The 20,066-nt window shown below is 71.8% G+C and carries 19 protein-coding genes; 6 read left to right on the top strand and 13 right to left on the bottom strand.

Translation table 11 applies throughout. The features are described 5' to 3' along the window. Position 1: 1 nt before the first annotated feature. From KIK09_RS26335 to KIK09_RS26315, 5 genes are all read right to left on the bottom strand, one after another. Positions 2-1,744, bottom strand: a complete 1,743-nt coding sequence (locus KIK09_RS26335; RefSeq protein WP_214322016.1) for an urease subunit alpha — start codon at positions 1,742-1,744, stop codon at positions 2-4. Then, positions 1,737-2,048, bottom strand: a complete 312-nt coding sequence (locus tag KIK09_RS26330; RefSeq protein WP_214322015.1) for an urease subunit beta — start codon at positions 2,046-2,048, stop codon at positions 1,737-1,739. Before KIK09_RS26330 ends, KIK09_RS26335 begins: the two co-directional genes overlap by 8 nt. After that, positions 2,045-2,347 (bottom strand): urease subunit gamma, encoded by a 303-nt coding sequence (locus tag KIK09_RS26325; RefSeq protein ID WP_214322014.1) that lies wholly within the window; start codon positions 2,345-2,347, stop codon positions 2,045-2,047. The genes KIK09_RS26330 and KIK09_RS26325 overlap by 4 nt, the downstream gene beginning before the upstream one ends. A 66-nt stretch (positions 2,348-2,413) precedes the next feature. After that, on the bottom strand, positions 2,414-4,993 hold the full coding sequence (locus tag KIK09_RS26320; RefSeq protein WP_214322013.1) for an AfsR/SARP family transcriptional regulator: 2,580 nt from the start codon (positions 4,991-4,993) through the stop codon (positions 2,414-2,416). A 66-nt stretch (positions 4,994-5,059) separates the two neighbouring features. Next, entirely contained in the window at positions 5,060-5,788 is a 729-nt protein-coding gene (locus KIK09_RS26315) for a Mut7-C RNAse domain-containing protein (protein ID WP_214322012.1), read from the bottom strand. A 32-nt stretch (positions 5,789-5,820) separates the two neighbouring features. Here KIK09_RS26315 and KIK09_RS26310 point away from each other — a divergent pair, with 32 nt between their 5' ends. Beyond that, positions 5,821-6,729: a TAXI family TRAP transporter solute-binding subunit gene (locus tag KIK09_RS26310; RefSeq protein WP_250573773.1), complete on the top strand. Its 909-nt coding sequence runs from the start codon at positions 5,821-5,823 to the stop codon at positions 6,727-6,729. Here the strand turns inward: KIK09_RS26310 and KIK09_RS26305 are convergent. The 6 genes from KIK09_RS26305 to KIK09_RS26280 all read right to left on the bottom strand — a co-directional run bounded on the left by KIK09_RS26305 (position 6,720) and on the right by KIK09_RS26280 (position 13,439). Further along, positions 6,720-8,042 carry a sensor histidine kinase gene (locus KIK09_RS26305; protein WP_214322011.1) on the bottom strand — a complete coding sequence of 441 codons (1,323 nt, stop codon included), beginning with the start codon at positions 8,040-8,042 and terminating at the stop codon, positions 6,720-6,722. The genes KIK09_RS26310 and KIK09_RS26305 overlap by 10 nt on opposite strands. Then, on the bottom strand, positions 8,039-8,704 hold the full coding sequence (locus KIK09_RS26300) for a response regulator transcription factor (RefSeq protein ID WP_214322010.1): 666 nt from the start codon (positions 8,702-8,704) through the stop codon (positions 8,039-8,041). The genes KIK09_RS26305 and KIK09_RS26300 overlap by 4 nt, the downstream gene beginning before the upstream one ends. Before the next feature lie 10 nt (positions 8,705-8,714). After that, positions 8,715-10,016 carry an MFS transporter gene (locus KIK09_RS26295; protein WP_214322009.1) on the bottom strand — a complete coding sequence of 434 codons (1,302 nt, stop codon included), beginning with the start codon at positions 10,014-10,016 and terminating at the stop codon, positions 8,715-8,717. A 96-nt stretch (positions 10,017-10,112) separates the two neighbouring features. Next, a complete protein-coding gene (locus KIK09_RS26290) occupies positions 10,113-12,167 on the bottom strand; it encodes a glycoside hydrolase family 6 protein (RefSeq protein WP_214322008.1) in 2,055 nt (684 codons plus the stop codon). 11 nt (positions 12,168-12,178) lie between these two features. After that, the gene (locus KIK09_RS26285) at positions 12,179-13,171 is read right to left on the bottom strand and encodes a GNAT family N-acetyltransferase (RefSeq protein ID WP_214322007.1); all 993 of its coding nucleotides are present in this window, start codon (positions 13,169-13,171) and stop codon (positions 12,179-12,181) included. A 22-nt stretch (positions 13,172-13,193) separates the two neighbouring features. Beyond that, positions 13,194-13,439 carry a DUF2630 family protein gene (locus KIK09_RS26280; protein WP_214322006.1) on the bottom strand — a complete coding sequence of 82 codons (246 nt, stop codon included), beginning with the start codon at positions 13,437-13,439 and terminating at the stop codon, positions 13,194-13,196. 38 nt (positions 13,440-13,477) lie between these two features. Between KIK09_RS26280 and ddaH the strand changes: the two genes are divergently transcribed. Both ddaH and leuA read left to right on the top strand, forming a co-directional pair. Then, the gene (gene ddaH, locus KIK09_RS26275; RefSeq protein WP_214322005.1) at positions 13,478-14,224 is read left to right on the top strand and encodes a dimethylargininase; all 747 of its coding nucleotides are present in this window, start codon (positions 13,478-13,480) and stop codon (positions 14,222-14,224) included. Between the two features lie 166 nt (positions 14,225-14,390). Continuing rightward, positions 14,391-16,103 (top strand): 2-isopropylmalate synthase, encoded by a 1,713-nt coding sequence (gene leuA / locus KIK09_RS26270; protein WP_214322004.1) that lies wholly within the window; start codon positions 14,391-14,393, stop codon positions 16,101-16,103. A gap of 138 nt (positions 16,104-16,241) precedes the next feature. Here the strand turns inward: leuA and KIK09_RS26265 are convergent, their stop codons facing one another. Continuing rightward, on the bottom strand, positions 16,242-16,940 hold the full coding sequence (locus tag KIK09_RS26265) for a TetR/AcrR family transcriptional regulator (protein ID WP_214322003.1): 699 nt from the start codon (positions 16,938-16,940) through the stop codon (positions 16,242-16,244). A gap of 120 nt (positions 16,941-17,060) precedes the next feature. Here KIK09_RS26265 and KIK09_RS26260 point away from each other — a divergent pair, with 120 nt between their 5' ends. Genes KIK09_RS26260 through KIK09_RS26250 form a run of 3 tightly spaced genes read left to right on the top strand, consistent with a single transcriptional unit; the run spans position 17,061 to position 19,215 of the window. After that, the gene (locus KIK09_RS26260; protein ID WP_214322002.1) at positions 17,061-17,414 is read left to right on the top strand and encodes a YrdB family protein; all 354 of its coding nucleotides are present in this window, start codon (positions 17,061-17,063) and stop codon (positions 17,412-17,414) included. 2 nt (positions 17,415-17,416) lie between these two features. Then, positions 17,417-18,328: an NAD-dependent epimerase/dehydratase family protein gene (locus KIK09_RS26255; RefSeq protein ID WP_214322001.1), complete on the top strand. Its 912-nt coding sequence runs from the start codon at positions 17,417-17,419 to the stop codon at positions 18,326-18,328. Further along, a complete protein-coding gene (locus KIK09_RS26250; RefSeq protein ID WP_214322000.1) occupies positions 18,325-19,215 on the top strand; it encodes a Gfo/Idh/MocA family protein in 891 nt (296 codons plus the stop codon). The genes KIK09_RS26255 and KIK09_RS26250 overlap by 4 nt, the downstream gene beginning before the upstream one ends. Positions 19,216-19,255: 40 nt before the next feature. Here the strand turns inward: KIK09_RS26250 and KIK09_RS26245 are convergent, their stop codons facing one another. After that, positions 19,256-20,053: a trypsin-like serine peptidase gene (locus tag KIK09_RS26245; RefSeq protein WP_214321999.1), complete on the bottom strand. Its 798-nt coding sequence runs from the start codon at positions 20,051-20,053 to the stop codon at positions 19,256-19,258. Between the last annotated feature and the right edge of the window lie 13 nt (positions 20,054-20,066).

Below are 20,066 nucleotides of genomic sequence, written 5' to 3'. Positions count from 1 at the left end.
GTCAGAAGAGGAAGTAGCGCTGCGTCATGGGCAGCGTCTGGGCGGGCGCGGGCTCGATGAGGGTGCCGTCCACGCGGACCTCGAAGGTGTCGGGGGCGACGTCGATCCTGGGGAGGGCGTCGTTGAGCGGCATGGACCGCTTGCCGCGCCGCCGCACGTCCGCGACGGGCACGAGGCGCCGGTGTACGGCCAGGCGGTCCCGGAGGCCGGATTCCATGGCCAGTGGCGAGACGAAGTGCAGCGAGGTGGCGGCGGCCGTGGCGGGGGCGGCGCCGAACATCGGGCGCGGCAGGACCGGCTGCGGTGTGGGGATCGAGGCGTTGGCGTCGCCCATCTGCGCCCAGGCCACCACGCCGCCCTTGAGCACCAGGGTCGGCTTCACGCCGAAGAAGGCCGGGTCCCACAGGACGAGGTCGGCCAGCTTGCCCACCTCGACCGAGCCCACCTCGGCCTCCAGCCCATGGGCGATAGCCGGACATATTGTGTATTTCGCGACGTAGCGGCGGGCGCGGAGGTTGTCCGCGGGATGCGCGGTGCCCGCCGTACCGGACGTGCCTTGCTCGCCGGGAAGGGCGCCGCGGGTGCGTTTCATGACGTGGGCCGTCTGCCAGGTCCTGATGACGGTCTCGCCGATGCGCCCCATCGCCTGGGAGTCCGATCCGATGATGGAGATCGCCCCCAGGTCGTGCAGGACGTCCTCCGCCGCCATCGTGGCAGGCCGGATGCGGGACTCGGCGAAGGCCAGGTCCTCGGGGACCGCGGGGTTGAGGTGGTGGCAGACCATCAGCATGTCGAGGTGCTCGTCGAGCGTGTTGACGGTGTGCGGCCTGGTCGGGTTGGTGGAGGAGGGCAGCACGTTGCCGAACCCGGCGACTTTGATGATGTCGGGCGCGTGCCCGCCGCCCGCGCCCTCGGTGTGGTAGGCGTGGACGGCCCGGCCGCCGATCGCCTCCAGGGTCGACTCGACGAAACCGGCCTCGTTGAGCGTGTCGGTGTGGAGCGTGACCTGCACCCCGGTGGCGTCGGCGACGCTCAGGCAGGCGTCGATGGCCGACGGGGTGGATCCCCAGTCCTCGTGCAGCTTGAATCCGGACGCGCCGGCGCCGAGCTGTTCGAGCAGGGCTTCCGCGCTGACCGTGTTGCCCTTGCCGAGCAGCGCGAAGTTGAGCGGGTAGGAGTCCAGCGACTCCAGCATCCGGCCGAGATACCAGGTGCCGGTCACCGTGGTGGCCTTGGTGCCCTCCACGGGGCCCGTGCCGCCGCCGACGATCGTGGTGACGCCCGCGCCGATGGCCTCATCGAGCAGTTGCGGGCAGATGAGGTGCACGTGGGAGTCCACCGCGCCGGCGGTGAGGATCTTGCCGTTGCCCGCGAGGATCTCGGTCGACGGGCCGATGACGATGTCGACGTGGGACATCGTGTCCGGGTTGCCGGCCTTGCCGATGCCGGTGATCCGGCCGCCGGTGACGGCCACGTCGGCCTTGATCACGCCCCAGTGGTCGAGGATCACCACCCCGGTGATGACCAGGTCGGGCGCACCCTGGGCGCGGGTGGCCAGGCTCTGGCCCATGGACTCGCGGATGACCTTGCCGCCGCCGAAGACGGCCTCGTCGCCCGCGCCGGCCGGTCCCATCGCCCTGTCCTCGGTGATCTCGATGAACAGGTCGGTGTCGGCGAGCCTGATCCGGTCGCCGGTGGTGGGCCCGTAGAGGGCGGCGTAGCGGGCGCGGGAGAGCTCAGCCATCCAGCGGCCCCGCCCATTCGGGGCGCAGGCCGGGCACGACGCGGTCGCCCGCCAGCGGCACCAGACTCACCTCGCGCTCGACGCCGGGCTCGAACCTGACCGCGGTGCCCGCGGGCACGTCGAGCCGCATCCCCCAGGCGGCCTCCCTGTCGAACCTCAGCCCGGGGTTCACGGCGGCGAAGTGGTAGTGCGACCCGACCTGCACGGGCCGGTCGGCCGTGTTCACGACCCGCAGCACGACCCTGGGCCTGCCCGGGTTCAGCTCGACGGGATCAGGGGCGAACACGTACTCCCCGGGGATCACGGGATGGGCCTGTGTACGGTCACCAGCTTCGTGCCGTCCGGGAACGTGGCCTCGACCTGGACGGTGTCCAGCATCTCCGGCACGCCTTCCATGACGTCGTCCCGGCCGAGCACGGACCGCCCGGCCTCCATCAGCTCGGCCACGGTGTGCCCGTCCCTGGCCCCCTCCATCAGGAACGAGGCGATGATGGCCGTGGCCTCGGGATGGTTGAGCCGCAGCCCCCTGGCCCGCCGGTCGCGCGCCACCCCGGCGGCGACGTGGATGAGCAGCCGCTCCTGCTCGTGTGGGGTTAGCCGCATGGCCGGACGATAAGCATCCTCGGTTTCCCTGGTGTTGCCCCCCGATGTCGCCCGCGTTTCGGAGCTTCAGGTTCGGGACATCAGGGTTCTGGCGCGGGCTACGCCGTCCTCGTCGCCGAGGTCGGCGAAGGATTTGACCGCTTCGGCCGCCAGGTCGCGGGCGGTGCGGGGGTCGCCTTCCGCGAGGTTCACCGCTGCGAGGGCCATGAGGGCGCGGGCGCCGATGAGGCGGTCGCCGAGGCGGATCGCGATGCCGCGGGCCGTCTGGGCGGCCTGGCGTGAGTCGGCGGGCTCACCCTGGGCCAGCCGTACCGCGGCCAGGTCGAGCAGGACGTCGGCGTGGCGGTGGCGGTCGCCGGCGTCGGCGAGGTGCTTGGCGGCGGTGGTGAGCCGCTCGACGGCCTCGCCGAGGCGGCCGGCGCGGTGCAGCAGCAGGCCGAGCGCGTGCAGCGTCCCTGCGTCCTCGTGGCCCTCCGCGGCGTCGTCGGCCAGGCAGGTGGCCAGCGTGCGCTCGGCCTCCTCCAGCCGTCCCTGCTCCAGTTGCACCTGGCCGAGGCGGCGCCGGGTCTGGGCGGCGGCACGGGGACGCCCGTCGGCCAGTGACATGGCCAGCGACTGCCTGAGCCGGTCGTGGGCCAATTCCCAGCGGCGCTGAGCCCGGTAGAGGTCGCCCTCGTCGCGCAGCGCGAGCGCCCGGACCTGGTTGTCGCCCACCCGGGCGGCGGCCTCGAGCGCGGGGCCGCAGATCTGCCGCCAGTCGTCGAGGAAGCGGTAGCGCTCGAGGAAGGGCACCAGCATGTGGGACAGCAGGGCGCACTCCTCGTCCAGCCCTGCCCTGCCCAGGTCGCAGACGAGCCCGACCAGGAACGCCCGCTCGGCCAGCAGCCACTCGACCGACTGCCGGATCTCCCTGGTCTCCACCACGGTGCCGCCGGGGCCGGGCTTGGGCATGAGCCGCGCCGCCGCCACCCCCGACCTGGCCACCGTGGCCAGCATGGTCAGGGTCGCGGGCACGGCCTGCTCGCCGAGCAGCTCGCGGGCGTAGAGGCGGGTGAGCACGTGCAGGCGGTAGCGCACCTGCCCGGCCACGTCGATCATGTGGGTCTCCAGCAGGCCCGCCTCGACCAGCTCCTCGGCGCCGCCGCCGAAGGCGGTGGCCACCCACTTGCCGAGGTCGGGCGCGGAGACGGCGCCCAGGCGGCGCAGCGTCTGCCGGGCCTGCTCCGACAGGCCCTCGTAGCCCACGGCGAACACGCTGTGCACGGTCTGGTCGCCGGCGTGCAGCGCCGCGAGCCGCCCGTGCTCGTCCTCCAGCAGGTCGACCAGGTAGTCGACGGTCCATCCTGGACGGGCCGCCAGCCGCGACCCGGCGATCCGCAGCGCGATCGGTAAACTCCCGCAGATCCTGATAAGTGGGGAAAAGTCGCCTTGATTGGGGCCGATGATCTTGCCGAGGAGTTCGGCGGCCGCCGAGGAGTCGAGGACCCCGACCGGCACCCGGCTCGCCCCGGCCAGCCCGCCGAGCGGAGAACGGCTGGTGACGACCGTCGGGCACGCGGTCAGCAGCGGCCGCACCTGCGCCTCGTTGGAGGCGTTGTCCAGCAGCACCAGCAGCCGCCGGTTGGCCGCGTAGGTACGGAAGAGGCGCTCGCGCTGCTCCAGCCCCACGGGGATGGCCTGGGCGGGGCAGCCGAGCCAGCGCAGGAAGTCCTCGAGCACGGCCGCGGGCCCGCTGGTCTCGCGCAGGTCGGCGTAGAGGATGCCGTCGGGGAAGCGCTCGCGGTGCAGCCAGGCGGCGTGCACGGCCAGCGCCGACTTGCCGACCCCGGCCGCGCCGTGCACCACGACCTCGTCGCCGATCACCCGCTCGAGCAGGTCGTCCCGGCCGGAGAAGTCGGCCACGTCGCGGGGCAGCAGGATCGGCGGGCCCGCCGAGACGTGCAGCGAGACGTCGTCGTGCAGCATCCGGTGGTAGAGCAGCTGCAGCTCGGGGTCGGGTTCGATGGCGTGCCCGTCGTCGAGCTGGTCGCGCAGCGCCTGGTAGGCGTCCAGCGCCTCCACCCGCCTGCCGCTCCGGTAGAGGGCGAGCATGTACTGGCCGCGGAAGCGCTGCCAGAACGGGTGCTGCTCGATCAGGCGCCGCAGCTCGGCCAGCAGCTCGCGGTGGCGACCGGCGTCCAGGTCGCGCTGCACCCGGCGCTCGAGCGCCAGCACGCGCAGCTCCTCCAGTTCGGCGCGCAGCCGCGGGGTCTCGGTCCACCGCTCGCCCTCGGGGTCCAGGTCCTCCAGCGCCGGCCCGCGCCACAGGGCCAGCGCCTCGTCGTGGGCGCCACGCTCGACCAGGGAGCGGAAGCGGTTGACGTCGAGCTGGTCGTCCTCGATGGCCAACGTGTAGCTGCCGGAGACGGTCGTGATGACGTCCTTGCCGAGCAGCTGGCGCAGCTGGCCCACGTAGCCGCGGACCAGCGAGTCGGAGCGGTCGCCGCCTTCCCTGGGCCACAGCAGCTGCCGCAGCCTGCCCGGGGTGAGTGGCCGCCGCGCGTTCAGCACGAACACGGCCAGCAGGTCCCGGTGCTTGGGCGCGGTCGGCGTGCGGTCCTGCTCGCCGTCGCGCACCTGGAGCGGGCCCATGATGCGGAACTCCACGAAGACAACCTCACAAAGGGGGAAAAGATCGCTGAGTGCAGAATGTCAGAATCACCTGCCGATGATTCAACCTGTGCTCACCCAGTTCTTCGCCTGGGTGACGATCTCCTCCAGGTGGCCGCTGTGCGCGCCGTGCCAGTACACCTTGCCGCAGTCGCGGCACTGGCCGTAGACGTCGTAGCTGCGCCGCGTGCCCGCCTCCAGCATCGGCTCGATCTCGCGCTTGGCCACCGTGTCGAGCTCGCCGTTGCATGACGTGCACCGCGTCCACGGGCGCAGCGACGGCGCGAAGCGCTCGAGCAGGTCGCGCAGCTGGTCGGGCGCCCGGCTGCCGCGCACGTAGGCGCCCAGCCACAGCGCGCGGCGCCGCAGCAGCCCGCGGTCCTGCGTCAGCAGCACCCGCCGCTCGGCGTTGGCCTGCACCACCAGCGAAGGGTCGTCCATGTCGTTGTGGTAGGCGGCGTCGATGCCGAGCAGCCGCAGCCGCCGCGCCAGCGTCCCCAGGTGCACGTCGAGCAGGAAGCGGTGCCCCATCGGCTGCGGCCGCGGCACCGCGTGCACCTCCACGACCTGGCCGGGCCGCGGGTGGAGGCCAGGGCCCACGCCGACCCCGTCGACGGTCATCGGGCCGACCTCGGTCAGCGGGATGCCGAGCGACTCCACCAGATGGCCGAGCGTCGAGGTGCCGTCGGGGGCGACCTGCTGCCACTCGGTACGCCGGGCGCCGGGCAGGAACATCATGAGCTCGGGAGCGATACGCAGGAGCACATCCGTTTCGGCCACGTTGTCCAGCATGCCACTTCGGCTGCTGCGGATACGGTGAAGACATGTCCCTGACGCGCCGTGGGTTCCTGGCCGGGGCCGCGCTGGCGGTCGCCGGCTGCTCGGCGTCGGCGGGGGAGCTGCCGCCGCTGCGGCTGGCCACGGGCTCGTCGGGCGGCCCGTACGAGATGCTGGGCGACCGGTTCGCGCCCGAGCTGCGGCGTGACGGGTTCAAGGTCACCGTGATCAAGACCGCCGCCAGCGTGCAGAACCTGACGATGCTCACCGACGGGCGGGCCGACCTGGGGTTCGCGCTGGCCGACAGCGCCGACGACGCCGTGCGCGTGCGCCACCAGCCGGTCATGGCGCTGGCCAGGATGTACATGAACTACGTCCACCTGGTCGTGGCCGAGGACTCCCTGGTCAAGACCCCGCAGGACCTGGCGGCCAGGCAGGTCTCGATCGGCGCCGACGGCTCGGGCACCGCGGTGACCGCCGCGCGGATCCTGGCCGCCGCCGGGCTCAAGGTGCCGGCCTCGACCACCAAGCTCGGGCTGGACGAGTCGATCAAGGCGCTGCGCGAGGGCGACCTGGCCGCGTTCTTCTGGTCGGGCGGCGTGCCCACGCCCGCGCTCGCCAAGCTCGACGACATCCGCCTGGTCCCGCTCGAGCAGTTCGTGCCCGTGCTGCGCCGCGCCTACGGCCCCGTCTACGAGCACGCCACCTTCCCCGCCGGCGTGTACGGCGGGGCCAAGCCCGTGCCCACCGTGGGCACCCCCAGCTACCTGATGTGCCGCGGCTCGCTGCCCGACGACGTGGCCTACACGGTGACCGAGACCCTCTTCCGCGCCCGCGACCGCCTCCAGGCCCCCACCGCGCCCGGCGGCCGCCTGGACAGGCGCTACGCCATCGGCACCGGCGTCGTGCCGCTCCACCCGGGCGCCGCCCGCTACTACCGCTCGGTCTACGGCTGAGCGGCCGGCCGTACCTCCACCACCAGCCCCCGGGGTACGGCGGGCAGCAGCGAGAGCGTGGCACCGCACGAGCGGGCCAGCTCGGCCGCGATGGCCAGTCCCAGCCCGCTGCCCGGCACGTTGGCGTGCGAGCCGGAACGCCAGAAGCGGCTCAGCGCCTCGCCCCGCTCCTCCTCGCTCAGCCCGGGCCCGTCGTCGGCCACCCGCAGCACCGCGCCGTCGTAGGAGGCGGTCACGGTGCCGCCCTCGGGGACGAACTTCTGGGCGTTGTCCAGGGCGATGTCGGCGATCCTGGCCACCGCGTCGGGCGCCTGGGACGCCTCGGGGATGTCGGTGCGCAGGGTGATGCCCTTGGCGGCGTAGACCTCGCGCCAGACCGCCACCCTGGCGGCCAGCTCGACCTGCTTGTCCTCGGTGCCCGCCTCCACCCTGGCCAGCGCCAGCAGGTCCTCCACCAGCAGCGCGAGCCGGTCCAGCTCGGCCATCGCCTCCTCGAACTCGGCCGTCCCCTCGGCCTTCAGATGCGGCTCCAGGTTCTCCAGCCGCAGTGACAGCACGGTCAGCGGGGTGCGCAGCTCGTGGGAGGCGTCGGCGACGAAGGCCCGCTGGCGTTCCATCGCGGCCGAGACCGCGTCGGCCATCGCGTTGAAGCGCTCCTCCAGGCGCTGCAGCTCCGACGGGCCGACTCCCGGGCTGGCGCGGGCGTCCAGATGGCCCTCGGCGATGGCGCGGGTGGTGCGGTCGAGCTCGGTGACCGGCCGCATGATCCAGCGGGCCAGCCGGCGGGCGGCCAGCACCGAGTAGGCCAGCGCCACCAGCGCGCCAACCGCCAGCGCGCCCCACATCAGCGACACGTCGCGCCTGGCCTGCGTGGTGGGCGCCTGGATCAGCACCACGCCCGACAGTTGGGCGTCGCGGCCCGCCGGCTCGGCGAGCAGCACGGTCGCCGGGCCGAACGGGCTGACCGTGGGCAGGTCCTCGGTGGTCTGGCCCGACAGCGCCAGCCGGGTGGACTCCCGCTCGTCGGCGTCGAAGCGGCCGGCGGTCGCGATGAGCTTCCCGTCGCGGTCACGGATGCGTACCGCCGCGCCGTACAGGTCGGCGTAGCGGTCGAGCTCGGCGATCAGGGCCGTGTGGTCGTCGTCGCGGGCGGCCTGGTCGGCCAGCTCGGCGAAGCGGGTGGCGTCGGCGCGGCGGTCGAGCAGCAGCCGGTTGGTGCGGTGGGAGGCGTAGGCCAGGCCGAGCGGCACCGCCAGCGCCGCGATCAGGAAGACGATCAGCGTGGTGAACGTGACCACCAGGCGCGAGTTCACGCCGTCGACCCCAGCCGGTAGCCGGTGCCGCGCAGCGTCTCCACCAGCCCGGGCCGGCCTGTCTTGGAGCGCAGGCCCGCCACGTGCACGTCCAGCGAGCGGGAGGCCGACAGCAGCGGGTCGCCCCAGACCTCGTCCAGGATCTCCTCGCGGCTGCGGACCACGCCGGGCTCGCGCGCCAGCATCGCCAGCACGTCGAACTCGCGCCGGGTCAGCGTCACCGCCTCGCCGGCGACCGAGACCTGCCTGCCCTCCAGGTCGATGCGGACGTCGCCGACGCTGACCACGTGGTCGCGCACCGGCATCGGCCGCGTGCCGCGCCGCAGCACCGCCTCCATCCTGGCCATCAGTTCGGCCGTGCGGAACGGCTTGACCAGGTAGTCGTCGGCCCCCGAGCGCAGCCCGCGCAGCACGTCGCGCTCGTCGATGCGCGCCGTCACCACGATCAGCGGTACGGCGGAGCTGCGGCGCAGCCTGCGCAGCACGTCCAGCCCGTCCATGTCGGGCAGCCCCAGGTCCAGCAGGACGAAGTCGACGCCCCCCGCCAGGCGGAGGGCGTCGACGGCCAGCCCCGCGCGCGTGACCTGGTGGCCGTGGCGCGCGAGGGCCGTGGTGAGCGCTGCGGCGAGCCGATCGTCGTCCTCGACCAGGAGTACTCGCATGTCGCTCAGGTTAGGCGGAGACCGGGACCGATTCCTCCCGCTCGGACCTGGTCAGCGCGGCGTCGCGGGTCTCGCGCATGGTCAGGTAGACCACCAGCGAGATCGCGGCGAGCGCCGAGACGTACCAGAAGAAGCCGGACTCCATCTTCATGCTCTTGAACCACAGGGCCACGTACTCGGCCGTACCGCCGAACAGGGCGTTGGCGATCGCGTACGGCAGCGCCACCCCGAGCGCCCGCACGTGGGTGGGGAACAGCTCGGCCTTGACCACCGCGTTGATCGAGGTGTAGCCGGTGACGATGACCAGCGCGATCAGCGACAGGACCAGCGCGCCCCTGAATGAGCTGGCACTGCCCAGCGCGGTCATCAGTGGCACCGTGCCGAGCATCGACCCGATGCCGAAGGTGATCAGCAGTGGCCTGCGCCCGATCCGGTCCGACAGCGCGCCCGCCACCGGCTGCAGCAGCGCGAAGATGAACAGCGCGCAGAAGCTGACCAGCGCTGCCGTCTCCTTCTCCAGGTGCGCCGTGATCACCAGGTACTTGGTCAGGTAGGTGGTGTAGGTGTAGTAGGCGACCGTGCCGCCCATCGTCAGCGCGATGACCAGCAGGGCCTCCTTCCTGTGCGCCCACAGCTGCTTGATCGTGCCGCGCTCCTGGTGGTGCTTGGCCTCCTCGTCGTGCGCCTCGGTCTCCAGCAGGCTGCGCCGCAGGTAGAACACGACCGCAGCGGCGAGCGCGCCGACGATGAACGGGATGCGCCAGCCGTAGGAGTTGAGCGCCTCCTTCGACATCGTGTTCTGCAGGATGATCTGCAGGCCGAGGCCGACGAGCTGGCCCGCGGTCATCGACACGTACTGGAAGCTCGAGGCGAAGCCGCGCTTGCCCTGCGGCGTGGCCTCGGTGAGGTAGGTGGCGCTGGCCGCGTACTCGCCGCCGACCGACAGGCCCTGCAGCAGGCGGGCCACCACCAGGACGAGCGCGCCGAAGGCGCCCGCCGTCTTGTACGTCGGCGCGATCGCGATGAGCAGCGCGCTGCCCGACATCAGCGTCACCGTCAGCGTCAGCGCCGCCTTGCGGCCCTTCCTGTCGGCGAAGCGGCCGAGCAGCCAGCCGCCCACCGGGCGCATGAAGAAGCCCACAGCGAAGATGGCCGCGGTGTTGAGCAGCTGCGCCGTCGCGTCGCCCTGCGGGAAGAACGCGGCGGCGAAGTAAACGGCGAAGCTGGTGTAGACGAACCAGTCGTACCACTCGACCAGGTTGCCGATGGAGCCGCCGATCACCGCCTTCCACGGCGTACGGGGTTTGCTCACGGGATACCTCCTGCGGGGGGATTACGTGGCCAGAGCCTCTCCGCAGAAGGTTGTTCCGACAAGGGTTGTTAGCCCAGATCTAACGTGCGCTTAACATCAGCGCAACGGCGGGTCCGCCAGCTTCGCCCGCTCCAGCGCGAGATCGCCCCACCAGGTGCCCGCGGGCGGCGCGACGACCCCGCGTTCGGGGTCCTTGTCGCCGGTGGTGCCGCGCCTGCAGTGGCCGTTGGAGGTGCCCGCCCGGTTGATCCACAGGTAGGCGTCGACCAGTTCGTCGCCGGTCTTCGTGGTGGGGGGCGCGCCGATGCCGCGGCCCGGCGGGTTGCACCAGGTCTGCGGGTCGGTGTACGTCGACGGCGGTTTCCAGCCGCCCTGGCCGTTGCGGGAGGTGTCGACGACGAAGTGCGGGAGCCTGCCGGGGTCGACGGTACCCGTGCAGGTCTGGTTGGCCAGGGCGAGGCAGGTGGCCAGCTGCCTGCCGTGCGCGACCAGCGCGTCGGTCCTGTTGAAACCGTTGACGTTGAGGGAGAAGCCGTCCGCCCTGGCGATGCCCGCGCCGAGCAGGCGCCTGGTCATGGTCGGCACGTCGGGCCAGTCCTTGACGGCGGCGTCGAGGTAGACGGCCGTGTTGGGGTGGCGCTTGAGCATGTCGACGGCCTTGGCGAGCGTCTGGAGGCGTTCCTGCTCGGTGCCCGGCATCGTGCAGTCCTTGGTGCCGGGAACCTTGGCCAGGCTGTCCGGCTCGAGGATCACCACGGCCTTGGCGTCGCCGATCTGGCGGCCCAGGGCCTCGATCCACTGCTCGTACCCGGCCCGGTCCTTCGCGCCGCGCGGCAGGCAGTCGGCGCCCGGCAGGTGGTCGGCCACGAACACCGGGACCCGGCCCGCGGCCTGCTCGATCGTCGCGGCCACCTTCGCCCGCACGTCCGGGTCGGTGAGCCAGATCCCGTACGGCACGGCCGCCACCTTCCGCATGAGCGCGGCGTCCTGCGGGCGGTCCTTGTCCCACCTGCCCGCCTGCCAGCTGGCGCCCGGCTCGGGCGGCGCGAACAGCGTCACCTGCTCGGCCCGCAGCGGGTTGCCGCCCGCCCGCGCCGTGGCGGGCTCGGTCGTGGTCGTGGCTGTGCTCTTCACCTTCGCCGCCGTGACGCCGTCCCTGGTGAGGGCCACGGCGGTCGCGGCGGCCGCGACAGCCAGTACGGCTGCCGCCGCTCCGATCAGGAGCCGCCTGTTCGCGGGTGGTGGGACGGTGCGGCCGCCGGGGGGCTCGAGCGGCCCGTCGGCGGCCTGCTGAGGGCTGGTCGCGGTCGGGGGTTCGGGAGGGCTTGCCGTTCCGGAGTAGGGGAGCGGTGTGCCCGCGGCGCTCAGCGAGGTGAGCAGGTCGTCGGCCGTGGGCCGGGCGGCCGCGTCCTTGGCCAGCGCGGCGGCGGCCAGGTCGCGCAGCGGCGGGGCGAGGCCGGACAGGTCCGGCTCCGCGGTGACGATCCGCATGAGGATGTCGGGCACCGAGCCGCCCTCGAAGGGGGAGTGGCCGCCGGCAGCGAAGGCCAGCACGCAGCCCCAGGAGAAGATGTCCGAGGCGGGGCCGATCGGGCCGCCGCTGACCTGCTCGGGCGACATGTAGGCGGGCGTGCCCACGATCGCGCTGCTGAGCTCGCCGCCCTCCACGTGGGCGATGCCGAAGTCGATGACCTTCGGGCCCACCTGCGACAGCAGCACGTTGGACGGCTTGAGGTCGCGGTGGACCACGCCCGCGCCGTGGATGGCCCGCAGCGCGGTGGCCGTGGCCGCCGCCAGGCCGTCGAGCGCCGAGCCGCGCAGCGGGCCCGACGCCGAGACGGCCTGGTCCAGGCTTGGACCCTCGACGAACTCGGTCACCAGGTAGGGCGGGTCGCCCCGCACGTCGGCGTCGAGCACGGGCGCGGTGCAGAAGCGGGCCACCCGCCGGGCGGCCGCCACCTCCCTGGCGAAACGGCGCCGGAAGCCCGGGTCGGCGTCCATCCGGGCGTGGATCAGCTTCACGGCCACCTTGGTGCCGTCGGCCGCCCTGCCCAGGTAGACGATGCCCATGCCGCCCTGGCCGAGCCGCCCGAGCAGCGTGTACGGGCCGACCTGCCGCGGATCCGTGTCCCGTAACGCTTCGGGGGTCATAGGTGATCAGGTTAGATCGTCAGCTGCCATTCGTTCCATTCGTCCAGCAGCTCGAAGCCCATCGCCTCGTTGATCGCCAGCATGTGTGCGTTGGAGGTGGCGTTCCAGGTGATGATGCGCTCGGCCGCGGGCTCCCGGTCGCGGAAGTGGAACAGGTTGGCCAGCTTGAGCATCAGGCCCAGCCGGTGGCCGCGGTGGTCGCGCAGCACGGTGGTGTCGGCCTGCTTGCCCCAGCCGATGCTCCGGTCGGTGTCGACGTGGATGCGCGTGTAGCCGGCCGGGGCGCCGTCGGAGATCCGCCGGGCGACGGCCGTGTAGCAGTGGCTCCCGCGGGGCACGATGGACTCCTCCCGCTCGCGCAGCAGGTCGGCGTCGAACGTGGAGGCCTCGATACCCTCGGCGTGCGGGGCGTCGTTCATGCCGTACATCAGCGCGGCCAGGTCCTCGAGCAGCTCGGGACCGGCGGGCCCCTCCGACAGCTCGATCCGGTAGCTGTCGGCCTCGGGCATCAGCCGCTGCAGCTCTTCCCAGTCGGCCCTGCCCAGGTCGAGCACGCGGCGCGCCTCCACGACGGCGACCTTGAAGTCGCGGGCGTGCCCGAAGGCCGAACCGGTGCCGGTGACGGGCGCCTCGGTGAGCACCATGGTCCGCCCGTCGGCGCGAGCCCGTTCCTTGACGTGGTCGAGCATCAGCGTGCCCAGCCCCTCGCGCCGCCGGTCGGGCCGCACGAAGAACGGGTAAAGCCAGGTCAAATGTGGGTTGTCGCGCTGGACGAAGGACTGCGCGTAGGCGGCCACCACGCGACCTCCGTCGACCCACGCGTATCCCTCCAGGCGGGCGCCGGGCTCGGGGTTCCTGAGCGCGTAGGTCAGGTGCTGCTCGGTCTCCGGCGGGCCGGGGATCTCGGCGTGTGCCTCGGTGAAGGCGTCGAACAGCCCGGCCATGAGGTCGGCCGGGCTGTCGAAGTCGATGGGGTGGATCCGCATGCCTTCAGGCAAGCGCATGGCCGTTCCCCGTGCCACCGAATTATTGCTGGTAGTTCTCGACCTCGCTGACCGGCCGGGCGGCGGCGCTGTCAGGGTCCTCGCCCACGCTGCGGCGGGCGCGGCGCTGCCTGAGCAGATCCCAGCACTGGTCGAGGGCGACCTCGAGCTCCTTGACGCGGGCGTTCTCCTCGTCCGTGGTGACCTCGCCCGACGCCAGCTTTCCGCGCAGCTCGTGCTCTTCGGAGACCAGGTCGTTGATCCTGGTGAGAATCTCGTTGTCCTGCATGCCCGAGACTCTACCGACGACGTGATAGAAAGCGCCCTATGTCTGGTATCGCGCTGGTAAGAAAGCCAGGCCCCCGGATCGCCGAGGGAATCGTCACCAATATCGCGCGCGAGCCGGTCGACGCCGAGCTCGCCGCACACCAGCACGCCGCCTACGTGGAGGCCCTGCGGGAGACCGGCTGGCACGTCGTGTACGCCGATCCCGCCGACGACCTTCCCGACGGCGTGTTCGTGGAGGACACCGTGGTGGTCTCGGGGCGGCTGGCCGTACTGGCCAGACCTGGGGCGGCCGAGCGGCAGCCGGAGGTGGAGTCCGTCGCGGCGGCCATCCGGGAGCTGGGGCTGAAGACGGTCAGGATCGCCCAGCCGGGCACGCTCGACGGCGGCGACGTGCTGCAGGTCGGCCAGACCGTGTACGTGGGGCGCTCGGCCAGGACCAACGACAAGGGCATCGCCCAACTGGCCGCGCTGCTGCCCGAGCGGCGGGTCGTGCCCGTCGACCTGGACGGCGTGCTGCACCTGAAGTCCGCCGTGACCGCGCTGCCCGACGGCACGCTCATCGGGCTGGACGCGCACGTGAGCCTGCCCGGCATGCTGGTGCCGCCGGAGGAGCCGGGCGCGCACGTGGTGCTGCTGGGCGGCGACCGGCTCCTGATGGCCGCCTCCGCGCCGCGCACCGCCGCCCTGCTGGGAGAGCGCGGATACCACGTGACGAGCGTGGACATCTCGGAGTTCGAGAAGCTGGAGGGCTGCGTCACCTGCCTGTCGGTGCTTCTCAGCATGTGAGAGCTTGACAGGCCGCCGCGAGACGTCTGGTAACCTGCAAGGCATGCTGCGCGGGCTGCTGCTTCTTAGCCGCCGCGGCGGGGGCCACTGAGGCCGGCTCCCTCGCCGCGGTGCGAGCCATGCGCGTCGGCCATTCACCCTTCAGGCCGACCCCAGGAGCACCGACATGACCGCCCAGCAGCCCAGCGATATGCCCTTCCAGCGCTATCAACCCTTCGAGCCCGTACGGCTGGCCGACCGCACCTGGCCCGACCAGGTCATCACCAAGGCGCCCCGGTGGTGCGCGGTCGACCTGCGTGACGGCAACCAGGCGCTCATCGACCCGATGGACTCCCACCGCAAGCTCAAGATGTTCGAGCTGCTGGTGCGGATGGGCTACAAGGAGATCGAGGTAGGCTTCCCCGCCGCCTCGCAGACCGACTTCGACTTCGTCCGGCAGATCATCGAAGAGGACCGGATCCCCGGCGACGTCGTCATCCAGGTGCTGACCCAGGCCAGGCCCGAGCTGATCGAGCGGACCTTCGAGGCCATCGAGGGCGCCTCCACGGCCATCGTCCACCTGTACAACTCCACCTCCACGCTGCAGCGCCGCGTCGTGTTCGGCCAGGACAAGGACGGCATCACCGCGATCGCCGTGGAGGGCGCCAAGCTGGTCAAGAAGCTGGCCGACGCCACCGACGTGGACGTCTACTTCCAGTACTCGCCCGAGTCGTTCACCGGCACCGAGCTGGAGTACGCCGTCGAGGTGTGCGACGCCGTCAACGACGTGTGGCAGCCCACCCCTGACCGCAAGGTCATCATCAACCTGCCCGCCACCGTCGAGATGGCCACCCCGAACATCTACGCCGACCAGATCGAGTGGATGCACCGCCACCTCAAGCACCGCGACTCGATCGTGCTGTCGCTGCACCCGCACAACGACCGCGGCACCGCGGTGGCCGCCGCCGAGCTGGGCTACATGGCCGGCGCCGACCGCATCGAGGGCTGCCTGTTCGGCAACGGCGAGCGCACCGGCAACGTATGCCTGGTGACCCTGGGCATGAACCTGTTCTCGCAGGGCATCGACCCCGAGATCGACTTCAGTGACATCGACGAGGTCCGCCGCGTCGTCGAGTACTGCAACCAGCTGCCCGTGCACCCGCGCCACCCGTGGGGCGGCGAGCTGGTCTACACCGCCTTCTCCGGCTCCCACCAGGACGCCATCAAGAAGGGCTTCGAGCACCTGGAGGCCGACGCGGCCGCCGCGGGGGTGCCGGTCGACGAGTTCCGCTGGGCCGTGCCGTACCTGCCGATCGACCCCAAGGACATCGGGCGCAGCTACGAGGCCGTCATCCGGGTCAACAGCCAGTCCGGCAAGGGCGGCGTGGCCTACATCATGAAGGCCGACCACCAGCTCGACCTGCCGCGCAGGCTGCAGATCGAGTTCTCCAGGGTGGTGCAGGCGCACACCGACGCCGAGGGCGGCGAGATCACGCCCGCGCGGATGTGGGAGATCTTCCAGGACGAGTACCTGCCCACGCCCGGCCACCGCTGGGGCCGCCTGAGCCTCATGGCGCACCGCAGCGACTCGACCGTCGACGACAAGGACCGGATCAACGCCGACATCCGCTTCGACGGGGAGATCCGCGAGATCTCGGGCACCGGTAGCGGCCCGATCTCCGCGTTCATCGACGCGATCTCGGTGCTGGGCGTCCAGGTGCGGGTGCTCGACTACGTGGAGCACGCGCTCAGCCAGGGCAGCGACGCCAAGGCCGCCTCCTACGTGGAGTGCGACGTCAACGGCCAGGTCCTGTGGGGTGTCGGCGTGGACGCCAACACCACGACCGCCTCGCTCAAGGCCATCATCTCCGCGGTCAACCGCGCCTCGCGCCCGATCTGACAGCTGATCTTTTACGGCAAGCCAGGGAGAGCCCAGCCGCCGCAGGTGGCTGGGCCCCGTCCAGGGAGACGCTCCTCCGATGATGAGGCGACCCGCCGTTACGCGCGCTCTGTGGGCCGCCTGGGGAGGCTTTCCGCCCTAGGCGGGCAGGCCGAGCTGGCGTGCGTTGAGGCGCATGGTGTGGTCGAAGGACCCTCTCAGGTCGTTGATCGTGTTGTTGAACTGGCCGAACAGCTCGAAGCTGAGCCAGCCGAACATGCCCGTCCAGGCCGCGATGGAGCGGAAGATCACCTCGTCCGGCACGCCGGGGATGATCGCGCGGACCGCGGCGGCATCCTCCGACAGCGCCGCGGGCGTGGAGGGCGAGTCGGGCACGGGCAGGAGCACCCCCGCGTCGTAGGCCTGCGACACCAGGGCGCCCATGACGACCGTGTCGCGCAGGGCCGCGGGGACCGTGTCCTGCGGCGCCTGGTATCCGGGCACCGGCGAGCCGTACAGCAGGGCGTACTCGTGCGGGTGCGCCACCGCCCAGTCGCGGGCCCCGTGGCAGATCGCCAGCCACCTGCCCAGGTAGTCCTCGCGTGCGCAGGCCGCGTCCGCCTGCTCGACCGCCTCCCCGAGCGCGTTGTACCCGTCGATGATCAACGCGGTGAGCAGGTCATCCCGTGACGGGAAGTATCGGTAGATTGCCGAGGAGACCATGCCCATCTCCCTGGCCACCGCCCGCAGTGACAGCCCTCCGGCACCATCCGTCGCCAGCTGCCTTCTCGCGATGTCGGCGATCTCCTTCGTCAGCTCCGCCCTGACACGTTCACGTGCTGTACGGCTAGCAGTCATACACACCACGCTACCAGAGCACTGCGAGAAAACGAGAGCACTGCTCTTGACGAGTGCCGCTCTCTTGAGAGAGCATTGCTCTCGTAAGGGAACGGCAGACACAAAACCGCGGAGGTCGGGATGCTTGCCACGATCAAGGGCGCCAACGCGATCCTGATGTTCTTTCTCGAGCTGGGCGTGCTCATCTCGGCGGGCTACTGGGGCTTCACCGTCAGCTCCAACTGGGTGATCAAGATCGTCGCCGGGATCGGCGCTCCCGCGCTGCTCGCGGTGCTGTGGGGTCTGTTCGCCGCCGGCGGCGGCGAGAACGCCACCTACCCGCTCACCGGGATCGTCAGGGCGCTGTTCGAGATCGCCTGGTTCGGCAGCGGCGCGCTGGCGCTCTACGCCTCCATCTCGCTCACCCCGGCTCTGATCTTCGCGGCCGTCTTCGCCGTCAACGCTGTCCTTCGCCTCGTCTGGAAGCAGGTCTGATCATGGGAAAGCACATCGTCGTCGGATCCGGCCAGGTCGGCTCCCACCTGGCCACCAAGCTCCTCCAGCAGGGGCACGAGGTCACCGTCGTCACCCGCTCGGGCAGCGGCCCGGCCGGCGCCACCAAGGTCGCCGCCGACGTCGCCGACCAGGCCCGGCTGACCGAGATCGCCAAGGGCGCGGACGCCCTCTACAACTGCGTCAACCCGCGCTACCACCGCTGGCTCACCGACTGGCCGCCGATGGCCGCCTCCTTCCTCGGGGCCGCGGAGGACACCGGGGCCGTGCTGGTCATCCTGGGCAACCTCTACCCGTACGGCCCGGTCACCGGACCCATGACCGAGGACCTGCCGCTCGCCTCCACCAGCCCCAAGGCCCAGGTGCGGGCCAAGATCTGGCAGGACGCGCTCGCGGCGCACCAGGCGGGCCGGGTGCGGACGGTCGAGGTGCGCGGCTCGGACTACTTCGGCCCGGGCGCCAGCGACCAGTCCTACCTGGGCGAGCGGTTCGTGCCGGCGCTGAAGGCCGGCAAGACGATCCAGCTCATCTGGCCCGCCGACATCCCGCACAGCTGGACGTACCTGCCCGACGTGGCCGACGCCCTGATCATCGCCGCCACGGACGAGCGGGCCTGGGGCAGGCCCTGGCACGTGCCGACGGCGGAGATGCTCACCTTCCGCGAGGTGGGAGAGCGGATGGCGGCCATCCTCGGCAGGCCCGCCCCGAAGATGGTGCAGCTGCCCTGGCCGCTCGCTCAGGTCGCGGGCCTGTTCAGCCCGATGATCCGCGAGCTGAAGCACACGCGCTACCAGTTCGTCGCGCCCTACGAGCTCGACTCCTCCGCCTTCCAGCAGACCTTCGGCATGTCGCCCACCCCGATCGACGTGGCGCTGAAGGCTACGCTTGCCGGATGAAGATTGCGCTGATCGGGCTGGGGGACATCGCGGAGAAGGCCTACCTTCCCGTGCTGTCCGCGCAGCCCGGCCTGGACCTCCACCTGTGCACCCGTAACCCCGACACCCTGGACCGCCTGGGAGACGCCTACCGCGTCTCCGGGCGGTTCACGGCTGTGGACGACGTGATCAAGGCCGGGGTGGAGGCCGCGTTCGTGCACGCGGCCACGGGCGCGCATCCGGAGATCGTCGGGCGGCTGCTCGAGGCGGGGGTCCACGTCTACGTCGACAAGCCGCTGGCCGACAACCTGGCCGACGCCGAGCGGCTGGTACGGCAGGCGGAGTCGGCCCGGTTGTCGCTGATGGTGGGCTTCAACCGGCGCCACGCGCCCGGCTACGCCGGGCTGGCCGAGCTGCCGCGCAGCCTCGTGCTGATGGAGAAGAACCGTGAGAACTTCCCCGACGATCCGCGGCGGGCGATCTTCGACGACTTCATCCACGTGGTCGACACGCTGCGCTTCCTCGTCCCCGGCACGGTCACCGACACCACGATCCGCACGCGCACCCGGGCAGGCCTCGTCGAGCACCTGGTGCTCGAGCTGTCGGGCGACGGGTTCACCGCGATCGGCGTGATGAACCGGGCGAGCGGGGCCAGCGAGGAGTCGTGCGAGGTGATGGGCTCGGGCGTCAAGCGCCGGGTGGTCAACCTGGGCGACGTGGTCGACTATGCGGGCGGCGAGATCCTCACCCGGCGGCCCGACTGGGTGCCGGTGGCCCGCCAGCGCGGGATCGAGCAGATCAGCCTGGCCTTCCTGGCGGCGGTACGCCAGGGCCGCATCCTGTCCGCCGCCGACGCCCTGGAATCCCACGCCATCTGCGAGGCCGTGGTCGCCGACGCCACCAGCTGAGCTGATTTGCCAGGCCATCGGGCGGCTGGGATGCGAGGGTTCAGGCCGCCGGGTGGTTGGCGCGGGCGAGCAGGCGGCGGAACGGCCGGCCGAGGCGGGTCAGGACCGTGAAGCCGGCCGGGTCGCTCAGCGGGCTCGAGGCGGAGACCACGCCGACCACCGCGTCGCCGTACAGGGCGGGGCTGCCGCTGCTGCCTGCGGGCGCCTGGCAGTTGCGGGTGACGAGCACGCCCGGGCGCACCTGGCTCGCGTCGGCGACGCAGCGGAACTGCTCCGTGCCCGGGTAGCGGCGCCCGGCCGGGTAGCCGAGCAGCTCGAGGCGGCGCGGCGTGGCCCGCGGCCCGGTGAGCAGCGGCCGCAGTCCCGGCCCCGTGACCGACTCCAGCGTGCGCCCCGGCTTTCCGACCGCGACCAGGCCCACGTCGTACGGCAGCAGCCGCGGCGTGTACGTCCTGCGCTGCCACTGCCGCGGGACCCACGCGTGCACGGCGGGCCAGCGTCCCAGCGCGGCCCTGCCGTTCTCGAACCCGGGCACGAACTCCAGGTCACGGAGCATCCGCCCGTCCTGGAACAGGCAGTGGGCCGCGGTCAGGACCAGGCCGCCGTGCAGCACGGTGCCGACGCACTGGTCGATCCGGCTGGTGCCGGCCACGCGGCCGACCAGGACGCCGGTGAGCCGCCGGGTGCCGGTGTAGGGATGCGGGACGCGAACGTAGCCGAGCCGGTCGCCGCCGGGCGTCAGCACCATCGTGTGCGGCACCGATTGCACCGATTGCACCGGCGGCACGGCAAGGTCGGGTGAGGAGGTCAGGGCCAGGGACAGCATCAGCCTGAGCACGCCTCAACCCTAG

This window comes from Nonomuraea sediminis, from assembly GCF_018531495.1.
Classification (GTDB): domain Bacteria; phylum Actinomycetota; class Actinomycetes; order Streptosporangiales; family Streptosporangiaceae; genus Nonomuraea; species Nonomuraea sediminis.
This window is presented reverse-complemented; position numbering and strand designations above follow the sequence as displayed.

Bases quoted from the DNA above. Each gene is read 5' to 3' on its own strand.
- KIK09_RS26280 (WP_214322006.1), bottom strand. From the start codon at position 13,439: ATGCAGGACAACGAGATTCTCACCAGGATCAACGACCTGGTCTCCGAA.
- ddaH (WP_214322005.1), top strand. From the start codon at position 13,478: ATGTCTGGTATCGCGCTGGTAAGAAAGCCAGGCCCCCGGATCGCCGAG.
- KIK09_RS26255 (WP_214322001.1), top strand. From the start codon at position 17,417: ATGGGAAAGCACATCGTCGTCGGATCCGGCCAGGTCGGCTCCCACCTG.
- KIK09_RS26310 (WP_250573773.1), top strand. From the start codon at position 5,821: ATGTCCCTGACGCGCCGTGGGTTCCTGGCCGGGGCCGCGCTGGCGGTC.
- KIK09_RS26265 (WP_214322003.1), bottom strand. From the start codon at position 16,940: ATGACTGCTAGCCGTACAGCACGTGAACGTGTCAGGGCGGAGCTGACG.
- KIK09_RS26250 (WP_214322000.1), top strand. From the start codon at position 18,325: ATGAAGATTGCGCTGATCGGGCTGGGGGACATCGCGGAGAAGGCCTAC.
- KIK09_RS26315 (WP_214322012.1), bottom strand. From the start codon at position 5,788: ATGCTGGACAACGTGGCCGAAACGGATGTGCTCCTGCGTATCGCTCCC.
- KIK09_RS26325 (WP_214322014.1), bottom strand. From the start codon at position 2,347: ATGCGGCTAACCCCACACGAGCAGGAGCGGCTGCTCATCCACGTCGCC.
- KIK09_RS26260 (WP_214322002.1), top strand. From the start codon at position 17,061: ATGCTTGCCACGATCAAGGGCGCCAACGCGATCCTGATGTTCTTTCTC.
- KIK09_RS26290 (WP_214322008.1), bottom strand. From the start codon at position 12,167: ATGACCCCCGAAGCGTTACGGGACACGGATCCGCGGCAGGTCGGCCCG.
- KIK09_RS26300 (WP_214322010.1), bottom strand. From the start codon at position 8,704: ATGCGAGTACTCCTGGTCGAGGACGACGATCGGCTCGCCGCAGCGCTC.
- leuA (WP_214322004.1), top strand. From the start codon at position 14,391: ATGACCGCCCAGCAGCCCAGCGATATGCCCTTCCAGCGCTATCAACCC.
- KIK09_RS26335 (WP_214322016.1), bottom strand. From the start codon at position 1,744: ATGGCTGAGCTCTCCCGCGCCCGCTACGCCGCCCTCTACGGGCCCACC.
- KIK09_RS26285 (WP_214322007.1), bottom strand. From the start codon at position 13,171: ATGCGCTTGCCTGAAGGCATGCGGATCCACCCCATCGACTTCGACAGC.